Origin of the sequence: Pseudomonas sp. FP1742 (assembly GCF_030687145.1) — a bacterium.
Classification (GTDB): domain Bacteria; phylum Pseudomonadota; class Gammaproteobacteria; order Pseudomonadales; family Pseudomonadaceae; genus Aquipseudomonas; species Aquipseudomonas frederiksbergensis_D.
Window position 1 is genome coordinate 2,317,514 of sequence record NZ_CP117460.1, and the last position, 18,414, is coordinate 2,335,927.

Below are 18,414 nucleotides of genomic sequence, written 5' to 3' on the forward strand. Positions count from 1 at the left end.
AAGAGCACTTATTTTGAACAATCCGTTTCTTATTGCGCAGATCAGCGATTTGCACCTTAAAGCCGATCAAAAGCTGACCTATGGCGTGGTCGATTGTCTGGGCGCGTTGCGGCGCGCGGTGGATCATTTGAATGCCAGCCAACCGCGCCCTGACATCGTGGTCATCAGCGGCGACCTGGTGGATTTCGGCCGTGCCGATGAATACGCGGTGCTCAAGCGCGAACTGGCGCGATTGCACATGCCTGTCTATCTGGTTCCCGGCAATCACGATCATCGCGAGCAGCTACTGGCGGGATTTACCCATCACACTTATTTGCCGACTAACGCCAACGCGCCGCTCGACTGGGTGGTCGAGGAGCATCCGGTACGCCTGATCGGCTTGGACTCGACCCGGCCGGGCGCCCATGGCGGTCAATTGCTGGACAGCCAGTTGCGCTGGCTCGATGAGCAATTGTCCCGTCGCCCCCATGTACCGACGCTGTTGATTCTTCATCATCCGCCCTTTATCACGGGCATCGGCCACATGGACCACGAGCCGTTTATCAATACCGCTGCTTTGGAAGCGCTCGTCGCTCGCCATCCGCAGGTAGAGCGCTTGCTTTGTGGGCATCTGCATCGGCCCATGCAGCGTCGCTTCGGCGGCTCGTTGAGTTGTGTGTGCCCCGGCACTTCCCACCAGATCGTGCTGGATCTGGAGGCATCCGCGCCCGCACATTTCAATCTGGAGCCGGCGGGGTACCTGGTACATCGCTGGCATCCGCAACAAGGTCTGGTGACCCACAACGCCGTGTTCGGTGAATACGCCGGGCCTTATCCGTTTTATGACGATCATGGATTGATCGACTGATAACGCCAGGACGATGACGATGCTGTGCTTATTTAGCTTGGGGAGGTTTTAACGACGGCCACTTAGTACGGTTACATGACGTTTATCTCAATGATGACTTAATGCGCGGGCTTATCCATTGGTGGGCCCGTTGCTTCCTGCTGTCTTTTTACTGCGCACAGAACATGGTTTCTGCGCTGGAGTTCGCCCTGATGAAAGCCTCGTTTCAAGTATTAAGTTTTTTGACCGGCGGTTTGGGCATGGCCCTGAGTCCCTTGGCGTCTGCTGATTTTATTAATGACAGCAAAGCCAACTTGAACTTGCGTAACTTCTATTTCAATAACGATAACCGCGACGGTGCCGCCGCGCCGTCGAAAACTGAAGAATGGGGCCAAGGCTTCATGCTCAACTATCAGTCGGGGTTCACCGACGGTACGGTGGGTTTCGGTCTGGATGCGATCGGTTTGCTTGGGATCAAGCTCGACAGCGGTGAAGGACGGCATGTCGGCAGTTCAATGATTCCCAGTGATGGCGATAAGGCCGCGGATCAATGGGCGCGTGCCGGCGCGACGGCAAAGATGCGGTTCTCCAAGACCGAGTTGCGCTACGGCACCTTGCAGCCAAAGTTGCCGATTCTGGTGGCGAACGATGGTCGACTGCTGCCGCAAACCTTTGAAGGCGGTCAGGTCACCAGCAACGAACTCGATAATCTGACCTTTACCGCCGGCCAACTTGAGCATGCCACTGGCCGCGGTTCCAGCGACAGTGCCGGCCTGGCGGTAGCGGGTGCCAACCAGGAAAGCAACAAGTTCACCTTCGCCGGCGCTGATTACAAACTGACTAAAGACCTGACTGCCCAGTATTACTACGCCAACCTTGAAGACTATTACCAACAGCACTTCGCCGGTGTATTGCATGTACTGCCGTTGGGTGAGTACGGCTCGCTGAAAACCGACTTGCGATATTTCAAGACCACTTCCGATGGCAAGAACAGCAGTGCCGCCGGGCGTGCCAGTGGTTACAAGTTAGGTGGTTATACCAAAGGCGGGACGGGTGAAATCGACAACGATACCTGGAGTGCGGCATTCATTTACTCGTTAGGCGGCCATGCCATTACAGCGGGTTATCAAAGCGTTTCCGATGACAGCAACTTTGCTCAACTCAATCAAGGCGGGCTGGTCGACAAAGGCGAGGGCGGCGCAAGTCTTTATCTGTACACCGACCGCACCATTCAAACCTTCATCCAGGCCGGCGAACGGACCGCATTCGCGCAATATGCCTACGACTTCGCGGCCGTGGGAGTTCCGGGTCTGAAGGCGTCGGTCATGTATCTCAAGGGCAACAACATCCAGACGACAAGCGGCCAGGACGCGAGCGAATGGGAGCGAGATATCTCCCTGGATTATGTGATTCAAAGTGGCGCGTTGAAGAACGTCGGTTTCGGCTGGCGCAACGCAATGTCACGCAGCGATATCGCCCGCAATCAGGATCAGAATCGCTTGATCGTGAGCTATTCCATTCCCCTGATGTAAGCCCGCCTTCAAGCCCATCGGCGAACAGGTTCACGATCATGTGGGTGAACCTGTTCCTGCCGACGATTGACCACTCTATCCCCCCGCCGCCGATCAGCTAAATACAAAGCAACCTAACTATTACGTTGACATTCGCTGCCTAGGCAGTAACATCTCGTCATACATTCTCTGCCTAGGCAGCTAATTGGTGGTCAGATGAAACATTTCTCCTCATACGATTTCCATAATTGCCATCTCGGCCTCTTGCTCGGACGCGCCGCGCTGCTCAAGGACCGGATCATCGACACGCACATGGAACCCCACGGCATCACCGCCGCGCAGTTCAAAGTGTTGATCATCATGGCCCAGTTTGGCGTCGATACCCCGGCCGAGCTGTGCCGTCACCTGTCGCTGGACAGCGGTTCGATGACCCGCATGCTCGATCGTCTGGAACAGAAAGGTTTCCTTGCCCGCCAACGCTCCGAGGCAGACCGCCGCCAGGTGCAACTGGTGCTGACCGAACAAGGCCAGCAGTTGACCGACCAGCTGCCGCAGATCGGCGCCGATGCCATGAATGAACTGGCCGGTGCCATCACCCCGGAAGAATTGAAAACCCTGGAACACATCCTGAAGAAAATCCTGGTAGCGGCGGGTGACTCGATCACCTTGCTGCGGGTAGGTGGTCATGAACAGTAAACGCCTGCGTACCGGACTGAGCCTGGTGCTGTTGGCCATGAGCGTCGCCGGTTGCGCCAGTTACAGTGGTCTGAGCACCGAAGGCGTCAGCCTCGATGCGAAGAACCTCAAGGCCGGGCAGTCGCTCAATGGTGTGATCCTGACACCCGCCGCATGGCCGAAAAGCGACTGGTGGAAAAGCCTCGGCGACCCGCAGCTCGACGGCCTGATCCGCGAAGCCCTGCACGACAGCCCCGACATGCAAATCGCCGACGCCCGTGCTCACCAGGCCAGTGCTGCCGCCTATGCCGCTGATGCTGCGCGGATGCCCACCCTCGATGCCAACGCTGGTGTCAGCCGTTCGCGTCTGGCCCGCGACAAAGACCCGAGCGGGCAGGGTGGCACTTACTCCACCGTGCGTAATCTCGGCGCCAGCTTCAATTACACCTTCGACCTCTGGGGCGGCCAGCGCGATGCCTGGGAAGCCGCATTGGGCCAGGCCCGCGCCGCCGAAGTCGATCAGCGGGCCGCGCAACTGACCTTGTCCGCCGACGTCGCCCGCGCCTACAGCGATCTGGGGCAGGCACACATCATCCATGACCTGGCCAGCGAAGACCTCAAGCGCACCCAACAAATGCTCGACCTCAGCCAGCGTCGCCTGAGCTCGGGGATCGACAGTCAGTACCAGTTCCAGCAAACCGAAAGCCTTGAAGCCAGCGCCGAAGCCAGCCTGATCGACGCCGAGAAACGCCTGCAAAGCGCGAAAATCGCCTTGGCGGTGCTGCTGGGCAAAGGCCCGGATCGCGGCAACGAAATCGCCCGGCCGAAAGTCCTTCAGGCCAGCGCCGTTGCATTGCCGTCGGTATTGCCGGCCGAACTGCTCGGTCGTCGTCCCGACCTCGTGGCCGCGCGCTGGCGGGTCGAGGCCGCGAGCAAGAACATCGCCGCTGGCAAAACACAGTTCTATCCCAACTTGAACTTGAGCGCGGCGGCGGGTGCCGAATCTTTACTGGGCGATGCGATGTTTGGTTCGGCGAGCCGTTTCTTCAACATCGCTCCAACGATCTCGGTGCCGATTTTCGACGGCGGCCGCCTGCGTGCCGACCTCGATTCCCGCGACGCCGATTACGACCTCGCGGTGGCGCAGTACAACAAAAGCCTGGTGAAAGCTTTAGGCGATGTCAGCGACACCATCAACCAGTTGCACGATATCGGCCGGCAAATCGGCGCCCAGCAACACGCCACCGACATCGCCCGGGATTCTTACAACACCGTGGTTCAGCGCTACGGTTCCGGCATCGGTAACTACCTGGATGTGCTCAGCATCGAGCAGCAATTGCTCCAGGCCCAGCGTCAGTTGGCCAACCTGAATGCCGAGCAGATCGATCTGTCGATTCAACTGATGCAAGCGCTGGGTGGCGGATTTCAGGGCGACACCCTGACCGCAGCCAACGCAATCCCAGCCACGCAGCACAACTAATTCAAGGTACTCGTCATGGCCACTGTCGATACAACTCAAGCCCCTGACAACGCTCAAGACACGAGCAACCCGCGCAAGCGCAAAGTGATGCTGTTTGTCCTGACCATCATGGTGATCCTCGCCGGAGCCGGCGTCTGGGGTTATCACCAATTCTTCGGTCGCTGGAGCGAAAGCACCGACGACGCCTACGTGAACGGCAACGTGGTGGAAATCACGCCGCTGGTCACCGGCACCGTGGTCAGCATCGGCGCTGACGATGGCGATTTGGTCCACGAAGGCCAGGTGCTGATCAACTTCGATCCGAACGACGCCGAAGTCGGTCTGCAAAGCGCCCAGGCCAACCTGGCCCGCACGGTGCGCCAGGTGCGCGGCTTGTACAGCAACGTCGACGGTATGAAAGCCCAGGTCAATGCGCAGCAGGCCGAAGTGCAAAAGGCTCAGGAAAACTTCAATCGTCGGAAAAATCTCGCCGCCGGCGGGGCGATTTCCCAGGAAGAACTGTCCCACGCCCGTGATGACTTGACCTCGGCGCAGAATGCCCTGGCCAACGCCCAACAACAGCTCAAGACCACCAGCGCGCTGGTCGATGACACCGTGGTGTCGTCGCACCCGGACGTGATGGCCGCCGCCGCGCAAGTGCGTCAGGCGTACCTGAACAATGCCCGCAGCACCTTGATTGCGCCAGTCACCGGTTATGTCGCCAAACGTACCGTGCAACTCGGTCAGCGGGTTCAGCCGGGCACGGCGCTGATGGCGGTGATCCCGCTGGATCAGCTGTGGATCGACGCCAACTTCAAGGAAACCCAACTGCGTGACATGCGCATCGGTCAGCCGGTGGACATCGAAGCGGATCTCTACGGTAGCAACGTCAAATACAGCGGCACCATCGACAGCCTCGGCGCCGGGACCGGCAGTGCATTTGCCTTGCTGCCGGCGCAGAACGCCACCGGTAACTGGATCAAGATCGTGCAGCGGGTGCCGGTGCGGATTCACATCAATGCCGAAGAGCTGGCCAAACACCCATTGCGGGTCGGCCTGTCGACTCAGGTCGATGTGAACCTGCGTGACCAGAGCGGTCCGGTACTGGCGCAACAGCCACCGCAAAAGGCTTCGTTCAGTACCAATGTGTATGACCGTCAGTTGGTCGAGGCCGACGCGATGATCACCCAATTGATCCACGATAACAGCGCCGCGGTCAGCAAAACCGCGCACCGCTGATTCGCCATCACACCGACCCTGTGGGAGTGAGCTCCCTCTCCACACTCACTCCCACAAGGTCAGCTGCGTCAGTAACAGGCGCTGTGCCAATCCCGCTCCAAAAAATTCAGCTCCAAAGGATTCGCGATGAGCCATAACGCCTCTTTCTCGCCGCCCAGCCTGGTGCTCAGCACCATCGGCCTGTCGCTGGCGACGTTCATGCAAGTGCTCGACACCACCATCGCCAACGTGGCCTTGCCGACGATTTCCGGCAACCTGGGCGTGAGTTCGGAGCAGGGCACCTGGGTGATTACCTCGTTTGCCGTGAGCAACGCCATCGCGCTGCCGCTGACCGGTTGGCTCAGCCGACGCTTTGGTGAGGTGAAACTGTTTTTGTGGGCGACGATGCTGTTCGTGCTGGCGTCGTTTCTGTGCGGTATCTCGACCTCGATGCCGGAGCTGATCGGCTTTCGGGTACTGCAAGGCCTGGTGGCCGGGCCGTTGTACCCGATGACCCAGACCCTGTTGATCGCGGTCTATCCGCCCGCCAGGCGCGGCATGGCCCTGGCGTTGCTGGCGATGGTCACGGTGGTGGCGCCGATTGCCGGTCCCATCCTCGGCGGCTGGATCACCGACAGCTACAGCTGGCCGTGGATCTTCTTCATCAACGTGCCGATCGGGGTTTTCGCCGTGATGGTGGTGCGCCAGCAACTGAAGGCGCGTCCGGTGGAAACCAGTTACCAGCCGATGGATTACGTGGGGCTGATCACCTTGATCATTGGGGTGGGGGCATTGCAGGTGATCCTCGACAAGGGCAACGACCTGGATTGGTTCGAGTCGAATTTCATCATCATCGGCGCGGCTATTTCGGTAATTGCGCTGGCGGTGTTCGTGATCTGGGAGATGACCGACAAACACCCGGTGGTCAACCTGCGGCTGTTCGCCTACCGCAACTTCCGCATCGGCACCATCGTGCTGGTGGGCGGATACGCCGGGTTCTTCGGCATCAACCTGATCCTGCCGCAATGGCTGCAAACCCAGATGGGCTACACCGCTACCTGGGCTGGCCTGGCAGTGGCGCCGATCGGCATTCTGCCGGTAGTGCTGTCGCCGTTTGTCGGCAAGTACGCGCACAAATTCGACCTGCGGCTGCTGGCCGGTGGCGCGTTCCTGTGCATCGGTTTGAGTTGCTTCATGCGCGCCGGGTTTACCAACGAAGTGGACTTCCAGCACATCGCCCTGGTGCAGCTGTTCATGGGGATTGGCGTGGCGTTGTTCTTCATGCCGACCCTGAGCATTTTGATGTCGGACCTGCCGCCAAGCCAGATTGCCGATGGCGCGGGGCTGGCGACCTTTCTGCGGACCCTGGGCGGTAGCTTTGCGGCGTCGTTGACCACCTGGATCTGGATTCGCCGGGCCGATCAGCACCATGCGTATCTGAGTGAAAGCATCACCACCTATGAGCCGGCAACCCGGGAAGCGTTGAACACCCTGGGCGGGGCGGGTAACCCGGCCTACGCGCAACTGGATCATGTGCTGACCAGCCAGGCATACATGCTCTCCACCGTGGATTACTTCACGTTGCTGGGGTGGGCGTTCATGGGCTTGATTCTGTTGGTGTGGCTGGCGAAACCGCCATTTGCGGCGAAGGCAGGGCCTGCGGCAGCCGGTCATTAAGTCAACACAGTCCCTGTGGGAGCGGGCTTGCTCGCGAAAGCGGTTTAACATTCAACGTTTATGTTGACTGACACGCCGCCTTCGCGAGCAAGCCCGCTCCCACATGGGTTTTGTGTTTGGCCGTTAGTTCGCGGGGGCTGCCAATTGCGGCGGCGGGGTGAAATCAAACGGCGCCAATGCAAACCCTTGCTCATCCACCTGCAATGCCCAGCCCTGACGATCCCAATCCCCCAGCACAATGCGTTTGGCCGCTTGCTCGCCAATCTGCAACTTGTGGATGGCGGGGCGATGGGTGTGGCCGTGGATCAAGGTTTTCACGCCATATTGCTGCATGACCCGCGGTACTTCTTCCGGCGTGACATCGACGATGTCATTGGCCTTCATCCGCGTCTGCACACGGCTTTCACTGCGCAACTTGCGCGCCAGCTTATGCCGGGTGCCCAAAGGCAGATGGCGCAGGATGAACAGGGTGATCGGGTTGCGCAGGTAACGACGCAGTTTCATATAGCCGACATCGCGGGTGCAGAGGCTGTCGCCGTGCATCAACAGCACCGGCTCGCCGTAAAACTGCACGACACTCGGATCTTTGAGCAAGGTGCAGCCGGCCGCTTTGCAGAAGGCCTTGCCGAGCATGAAGTCGCGATTGCCGTGCATCAGAAAAATCGCCGTGCCGCTGTCGCTCAAATTACGCAGGGCCTGGCAGATGGAACGCTGGAACGGCGTCATGGCATCGTCGCCAATCCACGCCTCGAAAAAGTCGCCCAGAATGTACAACGCACTCGCCGAGCAGGCGCGTCCGGCGAGCAAATCCAGAAACGCCCGGGTAATGTCCGGGCGCTCCTCTTCCAGATGCAAGTCTGAAATCAGCAGTATCACTCAATGATCTCGGCTTTCTCGATGATCACGTCGTCTGCGGGTACGTCCTGGTGACCGGCCTTGGAGGTAGTGGCCACGCCTTTGATCTTGTCGACGACGTCGGTGCCTTCAACCACTTCGCCGAATACCGCGTAGCCCCAGCCCTGAACGGTCTTGGCGCTGTGGTTCAGGAAGCTGTTGTCAGCCACGTTGATGAAGAATTGCGCGGAAGCCGAATGCGGCTCCATGGTGCGGGCCATGGCAACGCTGTACTTCTTGTTCGGCAGGCCGTTGTCGGCTTCGTTCTGGATGCTTGGGCGCTTGTCTTTCTTTTCTTTCATGCCTGGCTCGAAACCGCCGCCCTGGATCATGAAGTTACCGATGACGCGGTGGAAAACAGTGTTTTCGTAGTGACCGGCCTTGACGTATTCGATGAAGTTGGCAACGGTCAGCGGTGCCTTTTCAGCGTTCAGTTGCAGGACGATGTCGCCGAAGTTGGTAGACAGTTTGACTTTGGTCATGATGGGTACTCATTCTAAGAATTCGTGGGTTTCGGGGCTCTACAGCCCTCAACCGGTCCGGCCAGTGTCGGCCAAGGTGCGCAGTTTAGCGTGCCGGACGCGAATTTCGAGGCTGTTTTTCATTGCCAGCCGATTAAATGCAACCGATTGCCGGCCTGCTCTGTCAGCCACTTGACAGCATCGGCTATGATAAGCCCCTTTGATTTATAACAGCCGCTTCGATTTGGCCAACTGGCCGCGCACTTGTACGTTCAAGGATCCTATGAGCAAGCCCACTGTCGACCCTACCTCGAATTCCAAGACCGGCCCTGCCGTACCGGTCAATTTCCTGCGCCCGATCATCCAGGCGGACCTGGACTCGGGTAAGCACACGCAGATCGTTACTCGTTTCCCGCCCGAGCCCAACGGCTACCTGCACATTGGTCACGCCAAGTCGATCTGTGTGAACTTCGGCCTGGCCCAGGAGTTCGGCGGCGTCACGCACCTGCGTTTCGACGACACCAACCCGGCCAAGGAAGACCAGGAATACATCGACGCGATCGAAAGCGACGTCAAATGGCTGGGCTTCGAATGGTCCGGTGAAGTGCGCTATGCCTCGCAGTATTTCGACCAGTTGCACGACTGGGCGGTAGAGCTGATCAAGGCCGGCAAGGCCTACGTCGACGACCTGACCCCTGAGCAAGCCAAGGAATACCGTGGCAGCCTGACCGAGCCGGGCAAGAACAGCCCGTTCCGTGAGCGTTCGGTCGAAGAGAACCTGGACTGGTTCGCCCGCATGCGTGCCGGTGAGTTCCCGGACGGCGCACGCGTGCTGCGGGCCAAGATCGACATGGCCTCGCCGAACATGAACCTGCGTGACCCGATCATGTATCGCATCCGTCATGCGCATCACCACCAGACCGGTGACAAGTGGTGCATCTACCCGAATTACGACTTTACCCACGGTCAGTCGGACGCCATCGAAGGCATCACCCACTCGATCTGCACTCTGGAGTTCGAAAGCCATCGTCCGCTGTACGACTGGTTCCTCGACAACTTGCCAGTACCGGCGCACCCGCGTCAGTACGAGTTCAGCCGTCTGAACCTGAACTACACCATCACCAGCAAGCGCAAGCTCAAGCAGCTGGTGGACGAGAAGCACGTCAATGGCTGGGACGATCCGCGCATGTCCACGCTGTCGGGCTTCCGCCGCCGTGGCTACACGCCGAAATCGATCCGCAACTTCTGCGAAATGATCGGCACCAACCGTTCCGACGGCGTGGTGGATTTCGGCATGCTCGAATTCAGCATCCGTGACGACCTCGACCACAGCGCTCCACGCGCCATGTGCGTGCTGCGTCCGCTGAAAGTCGTGATCACCAACTACCCGGAAGGTCAGGTCGAGAACCTCGAACTGGCGTGCCACCCGAAAGAAGACATGGGCGTGCGCGTTCTGCCGTTCGCCCGTGAGCTCTACATCGACCGTGAAGACTTCATGGAAGAGCCGCCGAAGGGCTACAAGCGCCTGGAGCCGAACGGCGAAGTGCGTCTGCGCGGCAGCTACGTGATCCGTGCCGACGAAGCGATCAAGGATGCCGACGGCAACATCGTCGAACTGCGTTGCTCGTACGATCCGGACACCCTGGGCAAGAACCCTGAAGGCCGCAAGGTCAAAGGCGTGGTGCACTGGGTGCCGGCTGCGGCCAGCGTCGAGTGCGAAGTGCGTCTGTACGATCGTCTGTTCCGTTCTCCGAATCCGGAGAAGGCCGAAGACAGCGCCAGTTTCCTGGACAACATCAACCCTGACTCACTGCAAGTCCTCACCGGTTGTCGTGCTGAACCCTCGCTGGGCAATGCACAGCCGGAAGACCGTTTCCAGTTCGAGCGCGAAGGTTATTTCGTCGCGGATATCAAGGACTCGAAACCGGGCGCTCCGGTATTCAACCGTACCGTGACCCTGCGTGATTCGTGGGGCCAGTGATCAAGTCTTAAGGAACTGTCGTGCTTACGATCTACAACACGCTCACCAAGAGCAAAGAAGTCTTCAAGCCGCTGGATGGCAACAAGGTGCGCATGTACGTCTGCGGGATGACCGTATATGACTACTGCCACCTGGGCCACGGCCGCAGCATGGTCGCGTTCGACCTGGTGACCCGCTGGTTGCGGTTCAGCGGTTACGACCTGACCTACGTGCGCAACATCACCGACATCGACGACAAGATCATCAATCGGGCCAACGAGAACGGCGAGTCGTTCGAGGCCTTGACCGAGCGCATGATCGCGGCGATGCACGAAGATGAAGCGCGCCTGAACATCAAAAAGCCGGACATGGAGCCGCGTGCCACGGATCACATCCCGGGCATGCACGCGATGATCCAGACCCTGATCGACAAGGGCTACGCCTACGCACCGGGCAATGGCGACGTGTACTACCGCGTCGCCAAGTTCATGGGCTACGGCAAGTTGTCGCGCAAGAAAATCGAAGACCTGCGCATCGGCGCGCGGATCGAAGTCGACGAGTCCAAGCAGGACCCGCTGGACTTCGTGCTGTGGAAAGCCGCCAAGCCGGGCGAGCCGAGCTGGGAGTCGCCGTGGGGCGCCGGGCGTCCGGGCTGGCACATCGAATGCTCGGTGATGTCCACCTGCTGCCTGGGCGAGACTTTCGACATTCATGGCGGCGGCAGCGACCTCGAGTTCCCGCACCACGAAAACGAAATCGCCCAGAGCGAGGCGGCCACCGGCAAGACCTACGCCAACGCGTGGATGCACTGCGGCATGATTCGCATCAATGGCGAGAAGATGTCCAAGTCCTTGAACAACTTCTTCACCATTCGCGACGTGCTCGACAAGTACCACCCGGAAGTCGTGCGTTACCTGCTGGTGTCGAGCCACTACCGCAGCGCGATCAACTATTCGGAAGACAACCTCAAGGACGCCAAGGGCGCCCTCGAGCGTTTCTACCATGCGTTGAAAGGCCTGCCGAAAGTGGCACCTGCTGGCGGCGAAGCCTTCGTCGAGCGTTTCACCCAAGTGATGAACGACGACTTCGGCACGCCGGAAGCCTGCGCGGTGCTGTTCGAGATGGTGCGCGAGATCAACCGTCTGCGCGAGAGCGATCTGGATGCGGCGGCCGGTCTGGCGGCGCGCTTGAAGGAACTGGCCAGCGTGCTGGGCGTGTTGCAGCTTGAGGCCGATGACTTCCTGCAGGCCGGTGCCGAAGGGCGGGTCGATGCGGCTGAGGTCGATGCTCTGATCCAGGCGCGCCTGACCGCTCGTGCCAACAAGGACTGGGCCGAATCCGACCGCATCCGCGACCAGCTCACCGCCATGGGCGTGGTGCTGGAAGACGGCAAGGGCGGCACGACCTGGCGATTGGCTGATTGATCGCTTGATTGGCTACAAAACAGAACCCGCCTTGTGCGGGTTTTGTTTTTTTGGTTGGACGCAAGTGCGGCGTTGCCCCGGCTGACGCCTTCGCGAGCAAGCCCGCTCCCACATTGGATTTGCATCGTACACAAAACCCCATCACACCGAAGATCAAATGTGGGAGCGGGCTTGCTCGCGAAGGTCTCAAGCCGAACGCCGCCAGTGCGGCTCACTCGTCACTCAACCTGGCGCAACCGCTTGTAAAGGGTATTGCGACTAACCCCCAACCGCCGCGCCAAGTGCGAAATATTTCCTCCAGCCGCCTGCAACTGCCGATTCAATGCCTCGGCGTCATTCAAATCAACCACTATCGGCTCTGGCGCATCCACCGGCTCCATCTCCAGATCGACAAAAAAATCATCCGGCAAATGCTCAGGCTTGACGGGCTGTTCCTCGGCCATGGCCAGCGCCACCTGCATCACGCTGCTGACCTGGCGCAAATTCCCCGGCCACGGATGACGACTGAACAACTCCATCACTTCACGGCTCAAGCCAGCCCATTGACTCGGTTCGCGGTGCTGTTCCCACAGCCGTTTGAACAGCGCTTCCTTATCGCCGCGTTCCCGTAGTGGCGGCAACTCCAGGGTCAGGCCACCGATGCGGTAATACAAATCCTCACGAAACCGCCCCAACTGAACCTGTTCGCGCAACAAGCGGTTAGTCGCCGAAATGATCCGAATGTCCACCGGGAACAACTCGCTGCTGCCCACCGGTTGCACGCAGCGTTCTTGCAACACCCGAAGTAGCCGGGCCTGGGTTGGCAGTGGCATGTCGCCGATTTCATCGAGGAACAGCGTGCCTTTATCGGCCTTGCGGATCAGCCCGATGCTGCCTTTCTGATTGGCGCCAGTGAACGCACCTTTCTCATAGCCAAATAATTCGGATTCCACCAGTTCGGCGGGGATCGCTGCACAGTTCACGGCAATGAACGGCTGTTTGCGGCGTGAACTGGCCTGATGCAGGGCTTTGACGAAGACTTCCTTGCCGACCCCGGTTTCTCCGTGGATTAGCAGCGGAATGTCTTTTTCCAGCAGGCGTTCGGCCTGGCGCACGGCTTTTTCCACGCGGCTGTCGCCAAAGTGCAGGGTGTTGAGGCTGATCGCGGTAGGCACTGCCACGGTGGGTTCGGCGCTCTTGGGTTCAGCACCCTTTGTTTCAGAACTCTTTATTTGAGAAAACAGCCTGGCTTGAATCGGCACTTGTTTAGGTCGCTTCAACACGCACTGGAAACGGTTGCGTCCCGAGGCCTGCAGGGAAAACGGCAGGCCGTCCGGCTGATTCAGCAGTTCCATCAACGAGACTTTGAACAGGCTTTCGACGCTGACCCGCGACAGGTTGATGCCCAGCAGATTATCGGCCCGGCGATTGGCCGACAGCACCTGACCGGTCTCGTCGAAGATCAACAGCCCGGCCCATTGGCTGTCGAGGTTGTTCAAGCCGGTGTTGAAGGTCAGTTGAAAATGCTGGCCGTGGAACAGGTTGAGGATCAGCCGGTTCTCCACGGTCTGGCTCATCATCTTGACCATGCCCAAGGTGTGGGACGGCGGCAGGTAGCTGTCGCTGGACACATCCAGCACTGCGATCACCTTGCGCTCGGCATCGAAAATCGGTGCGGCGGAACCGGTCATGAAGCGGTTGGCCTTGAGAAAATGCTCATCGTGCTCGATATGCACGGCCTGCTCGCAGGCCAACGCGGTGCCGATCGCATTGGTCCCGCTGCAATGCTCCATCCAACTGGCGCCTGCGCTGAAACCGCGGGTCAGGCTCGGCTCGATGAAACGCTGGGTACCCCACGACGTCAGCACCTGGCCGTGATTGTCGGCGAGCATGATCAGGCAATTGGAGTTGCTGAGGATGTTTTCGTAATACGGCAGGACTTCCTGATGGGTGGTCTGCACCAGGGAATGCTGGCTCTCCAGCAATTGGGCGATGCCATCGGCCGGCAGTTGGTCGAACGCCGGAGCACTCTGATGATTAAGCCCGAACGCACGGCAGCGTGACCAGGAGTCCTGGATGATGGCGTCGTGGGAGAGCGGCGGGGCAGGTGCGGCCATGGCAGTCAGCCTCTGAAACAGCATTTTTATTGTTGTTATGGGATTGCATGTGGGAGCGGGCTTGCTCGCGAATGCGGACTGTCAAACACCAATGATGTGGCTGACAGTCCGCATTCGCGAGCAAGCCCGCTCCCACAGAGTGTTGTTCACTATTGTTCATTGTCAACCAGCAAATTGTTCAATTGTTCAGTCGTGATTGTTCATTTCTGTTCAGCAACGAACGCGGTTTCAATCTCTTTTGATGGAATTTCGAGTCGGATCAAACGCTTGAGATTTCTGGCACGAATGTCGCTGTAGTGCTCCGGTCGCTTGACTCAAAAAATAAAAAAAGGCCGAGCCATGTCACTAATCCTGGAACACGTCAGCCGCACCATCGAAGGCCAGACCTGGATCGACGATGCGTGCCTTAATTTCGAACCCGGATCGTTCAACGTTTTGCTCGGTCGCACGCTGTCCGGCAAAACCAGCCTCATGCGCCTGATGGCCGGTCTGGACAAGCCCGACAGCGGCCGCATCCTGATGAACGGCGTCGACGTCACCCAACGTCCGGTGCGTTTACGTAACGTGTCGATGGTCTATCAGCAATTCATCAATTACCCGACCATGACGGTGTTCGAGAACATCGCCTCGCCGCTGCGTCAGGGCGGCGTTGCCAATGAGCTGATCCAGAGCAAGGTGCTGGAAACCGCGAAGATGCTGCGCATCGAGAAATTCCTCCAGCGCCATCCGTTGGAGCTCTCCGGCGGCCAGCAACAGCGCACGGCCATGGCCCGGGCGCTGGTCAAGGACGCCGAGCTGATTCTGTTCGACGAGCCGCTGGTCAACCTCGACTACAAGCTGCGCGAGGAGCTGCGCCAGGAAATGCGCGAGTTGTTCAAGGCGCGCAATACCATCGCGATTTACGCCACCACCGAACCCAACGAAGCCCTGGCGCTGGGCGGCACCACGACGATTCTTCACGAAGGTCGGGTGATTCAGAGCGGCAAATCCTCCGAGGTCTATCACCAGCCGCAAACCGTGTTGGCGGCGGAGTTGTTCTCCGAGCCACCGATCAACCTGATGCCGGGGCGCATTGCCGGCAACGAAGTCAGTTTCGCCAATTTCGTGCACTTTCCGTTGAACGTCGATCTGCGCCCGGTGGGCGAGGGCGAGTTCCGTTTCGGCGTGCGCCCCAGCCACATCTCGCTGGTGCCGAGCAACGACGATGACCTGGAGCTAGCGGTGACCGTCGAGGTGGCCGAGATCAGCGGTTCGGAAACCTTCCTGCACGTGCGCAACGAGTATTTCCTGTTGGTGCTGCACCTGCCGGGGGTGCACGAATACGACGTCGATGCGCCGATTCGCATCTATATACCGACCCATAAACTGTTTGTGTTCGATATGCAGGGGCGGCTGGTCCAGGCGCCCGGTCGCCGCATTGCGAGGGTTGCCTGATGGCCGAAATCCGATTGCAGAACCTTGCCCACAGCTATACCCACACACCGGCCGGCCCCGAGGATTACGCGATCCGCGAAATGGACCACGTCTGGGAGCAGGGCGGCGCCTATGCGCTGCTCGGGCCTTCGGGGTGCGGCAAGTCGACCTTGCTCAACATCATTTCCGGGTTGCTCAGTCCGTCCCAGGGCCAGGTGTTGTTCGACAGTAAAGTGGTCAACGAACTGACCCCGGAAAAGCGCAACATCGCCCAGGTTTTCCAGTTCCCGGTGGTCTACGACACCATGACGGTGTTCGATAACCTGGCCTTCCCGCTGCGCAATCAGGGCATGGTCGAAGCGAAAATCTACAGCAAGGTGCATGAAATAGCCGAAGTCCTCGACCTTCAGGCATTGCTGCACAAGAAGGCGCGCAACCTCACCGCCGATGAAAAACAGAAAGTCTCCATGGGCCGTGGGCTGGTGCGTGATGACGTGTCGGCGATCCTGTTCGATGAACCGCTGACGGTGATCGACCCGCACCTGAAGTGGAAGCTGCGACGCAAGCTCAAGCAGATCCACGAGCAGTTCAACATCACCATGGTCTACGTCACCCACGATCAGCTCGAAGCTTCCACCTTCGCCGACAAAATCGCAGTGATGTATGGCGGGCAGATCGTGCAGTTCGGTACGCCACGGGAATTGTTCGAGCGGCCGAGCCACACCTTTGTCGGTTATTTCATCGGCAGCCCGGGGATGAACCTGATCGAGGTTCAACCGCAACCCGGCGGTGTCGGTTTTGCCGGTACCCACTTGCCGTTGTCCGAAGCGATGCAGAAACGAATCGCCGACACCGAATGGAAAACCCTGAAGGTCGGCATCCGTCCTGAGTTCGTTCATGTGTGGGAAGAATCCTTTGATGACGCGATGCAGGCAAAGGTCGTACACGTCGAAGACCTGGGCACCTACAAGATCATGACCCTGAACCTCGACGGCGTTCTGCTGAAAGTACGCCTGGCCGAAGACAAACCGGTGCCCGATGGCACGGCGTACATCAGTTTTCCGGCCCAGTGGTTGATGGTCTATGCCGATGATTACCTGCTGGAGGTGCTGCCATGAACAAGGTGCAGAACAACAAGGCCTGGTGGCTGGTGCTGCCGGTGTTCCTGCTGGTGGCATTCAGTGCGGTGATCCCGATGATGACCGTGGTCAACTACTCGGTGCAGGACATCTTCGACCAGTCCAGCCGCTACTTCGTCGGCGCCGACTGGTACAAGCAGGTGCTGCTCGATCCACGCCTGCATGCGTCTTTGCTGCGTCAGTTCATCTATTCCGGCTGCGTGTTATTGATCGAAATCCCGTTGGGCATCGCCATCGCCCTGACCATGCCGATCAAGGGCCGCTGGTCGTCGGTGGTGCTGATCATTCTGGCGATTCCGCTGCTGATTCCGTGGAACGTGGTCGGCACCATCTGGCAGATCTTCGGTCGCGCCGATATCGGCCTGCTCGGGTCGAGCCTCAACGGCATGGGCATCAGCTACAACTATGCGGCCAACACCATGGATGCCTGGGTCACGGTACTGGTGATGGATGTGTGGCACTGGACGTCGCTGGTGGCGTTGTTGTGTTTCTCCGGTCTGCGGGCGATTCCGGACGTGTACTACCAGGCGGCGCGGATCGATCGGGCGTCGGCCTGGGCGGTGTTCCGACACATCCAGTTGCCCAAGCTCAAGAGCGTGCTGCTGATCGCGGTGATGCTGCGGTTCATGGACAGTTTCATGATCTACACCGAGCCGTTCGTGCTGACCGGTGGCGGTCCGGGCAATGCCACGACCTTCTTGAGTCAGACCTTGACCCAAATGGCCGTAGGCCAATTCGATCTGGGCCCGGCGGCAGCTTTCTCGCTGGTGTACTTCCTGATCATCCTGTTGGTGTCGTGGCTGTTCTACACCGCCATGACTCACTCTGACGCCAATCGGTGAGGCCCGCCATGAGCAAGAGAAAGTTGATCCCGCTGCTGATCTACATCCTGTTCCTGCTGGTGCCGATTTACTGGCTGTTGAACATGTCCTTCAAGAGCAACACCGAAATCCTCGGCGGCCTGACGCTGTTTCCCCAGGATTTTACCTTCGCCAACTACAAGGTGATCTTCACCGACCCGAGCTGGTACACCGGCTACCTCAACTCGGCGTACTACGTCAGCATGAACACGATCATTTCCCTGACCGTGGCGTTGCCAGCGGCCTATGCGTTTTCCCGTTACCGCTTTCTCGGTGACAAGCACCTGTTTTTCTGGCTGCTGACCAACCGTATGGCACCGCCGGCGGTGTTCCTGCTGCCGTTCTTCCAGCTGTATTCCTCGATCGGGTTATTCGACACACACATCGCGGTGGCGTTGGCTCACTGTCTGTTTAACGTGCCGCTGGCGGTGTGGATTCTTGAGGGCTTCATGTCTGGTGTCCCCAAGGAAATCGACGAAACGGCCTACATCGACGGCTACAGCTTTCCCAAGTTCTTCGTGAAGATTTTCGTCCCGCTGATCGGTTCCGGGATCGGTGTCACGGCGTTTTTCTGCTTCATGTTTTCTTGGGTCGAACTGCTGCTGGCGCGGACGCTGACTTCGGTCAACGCCAAGCCCATCGCCGCGGTGATGACCCGTACGGTCTCGGCGTCTGGCATCGACTGGGGCGTGCTGGCGGCAGCGGGGGTGTTGACCATCCTGCCGGGCATGCTGGTGATCTGGTTTGTTCGCAACCATGTGGCCAAGGGCTTTGCCCTGGGCCGGGTATGAGGAACTGATG

The 18,414-nt window shown here is 59.2% G+C and carries 15 protein-coding genes; 12 read left to right on the forward strand and 3 right to left on the reverse strand.

Going from position 1 to position 18,414, the window contains the following annotated elements:
* Window positions 1-13 precede the first annotated feature (13 nt).
* The 6 genes from PSH64_RS10315 (at window position 14) to PSH64_RS10340 (ending at window position 7,366) form a co-directional block, all read left to right on the forward strand.
* On the forward strand, window positions 14-847 hold the full coding sequence (locus tag PSH64_RS10315; protein ID WP_105343983.1) for a phosphodiesterase: 834 nt from the start codon (window positions 14-16) through the stop codon (window positions 845-847).
* A gap of 191 nt (window positions 848-1,038) precedes the next feature.
* Window positions 1,039-2,358: an OprD family porin gene (locus tag PSH64_RS10320; protein ID WP_026286361.1), complete on the forward strand. Its 1,320-nt coding sequence runs from the start codon at window positions 1,039-1,041 to the stop codon at window positions 2,356-2,358.
* Window positions 2,359-2,553: 195 nt separating this feature from the next.
* The gene (locus PSH64_RS10325) at window positions 2,554-3,033 is read left to right on the forward strand and encodes a MarR family winged helix-turn-helix transcriptional regulator (RefSeq protein WP_007940922.1); all 480 of its coding nucleotides are present in this window, start codon (window positions 2,554-2,556) and stop codon (window positions 3,031-3,033) included.
* On the forward strand, window positions 3,023-4,492 hold the full coding sequence (locus PSH64_RS10330; protein ID WP_305480600.1) for an efflux transporter outer membrane subunit: 1,470 nt from the start codon (window positions 3,023-3,025) through the stop codon (window positions 4,490-4,492). The genes PSH64_RS10325 and PSH64_RS10330 overlap by 11 nt, the downstream gene beginning before the upstream one ends.
* A 15-nt stretch (window positions 4,493-4,507) precedes the next feature.
* Window positions 4,508-5,710, forward strand: coding sequence for an HlyD family efflux transporter periplasmic adaptor subunit (locus PSH64_RS10335; RefSeq protein WP_105343979.1), 1,203 nt, complete (start codon window positions 4,508-4,510; stop codon window positions 5,708-5,710).
* Between the two features lie 126 nt (window positions 5,711-5,836).
* Entirely contained in the window at window positions 5,837-7,366 is a 1,530-nt protein-coding gene (locus tag PSH64_RS10340) for a DHA2 family efflux MFS transporter permease subunit (RefSeq protein WP_105343978.1), read from the forward strand.
* Window positions 7,367-7,489: 123 nt separating this feature from the next.
* Here PSH64_RS10340 and lpxH read toward each other — a convergent pair whose 3' ends face one another.
* Window positions 7,490-8,242, reverse strand: a complete 753-nt coding sequence (gene lpxH, locus PSH64_RS10345; protein ID WP_305480601.1) for a UDP-2,3-diacylglucosamine diphosphatase — start codon at window positions 8,240-8,242, stop codon at window positions 7,490-7,492.
* Window positions 8,239-8,742 (reverse strand): peptidylprolyl isomerase, encoded by a 504-nt coding sequence (locus PSH64_RS10350; protein WP_086944998.1) that lies wholly within the window; start codon window positions 8,740-8,742, stop codon window positions 8,239-8,241. Before PSH64_RS10350 ends, lpxH begins: the two co-directional genes overlap by 4 nt.
* Window positions 8,743-9,004: 262 nt before the next feature.
* Here PSH64_RS10350 and PSH64_RS10355 point away from each other — a divergent pair, with 262 nt between their 5' ends.
* Complete coding sequence (locus tag PSH64_RS10355) at window positions 9,005-10,702, forward strand: glutamine--tRNA ligase/YqeY domain fusion protein (protein ID WP_305480602.1); 1,698 nt, start codon at window positions 9,005-9,007, stop codon at window positions 10,700-10,702.
* A 20-nt stretch (window positions 10,703-10,722) separates the two neighbouring features.
* Window positions 10,723-12,105, forward strand: coding sequence for a cysteine--tRNA ligase (gene cysS / locus PSH64_RS10360; protein WP_105343972.1), 1,383 nt, complete (start codon window positions 10,723-10,725; stop codon window positions 12,103-12,105).
* A gap of 218 nt (window positions 12,106-12,323) precedes the next feature.
* Here the strand turns inward: cysS and PSH64_RS10365 are convergent, their stop codons facing one another.
* Window positions 12,324-14,201, reverse strand: coding sequence for a sigma-54-dependent Fis family transcriptional regulator (locus PSH64_RS10365; protein WP_305480603.1), 1,878 nt, complete (start codon window positions 14,199-14,201; stop codon window positions 12,324-12,326).
* Window positions 14,202-14,540: 339 nt separating this feature from the next.
* On the opposite strand from PSH64_RS10365, the gene PSH64_RS10370 reads away from it, so the two are divergent.
* From PSH64_RS10370 to PSH64_RS10385, 4 genes are read left to right on the forward strand one after another with little or no spacing between them, the layout of a single operon-like run.
* Window positions 14,541-15,635, forward strand: a complete 1,095-nt coding sequence (locus PSH64_RS10370; RefSeq protein ID WP_018925486.1) for an ABC transporter ATP-binding protein — start codon at window positions 14,541-14,543, stop codon at window positions 15,633-15,635.
* Window positions 15,635-16,732, forward strand: coding sequence for an ABC transporter ATP-binding protein (locus PSH64_RS10375; RefSeq protein ID WP_019648454.1), 1,098 nt, complete (start codon window positions 15,635-15,637; stop codon window positions 16,730-16,732). Before PSH64_RS10370 ends, PSH64_RS10375 begins: the two co-directional genes overlap by 1 nt.
* Window positions 16,729-17,595, forward strand: a complete 867-nt coding sequence (locus PSH64_RS10380) for a carbohydrate ABC transporter permease (protein ID WP_018925488.1) — start codon at window positions 16,729-16,731, stop codon at window positions 17,593-17,595. The genes PSH64_RS10375 and PSH64_RS10380 overlap by 4 nt, the downstream gene beginning before the upstream one ends.
* 8 nt (window positions 17,596-17,603) lie before the next feature.
* Window positions 17,604-18,404 (forward strand): carbohydrate ABC transporter permease, encoded by an 801-nt coding sequence (locus PSH64_RS10385; protein WP_105343966.1) that lies wholly within the window; start codon window positions 17,604-17,606, stop codon window positions 18,402-18,404.
* Window positions 18,405-18,414 lie beyond the last annotated feature (10 nt).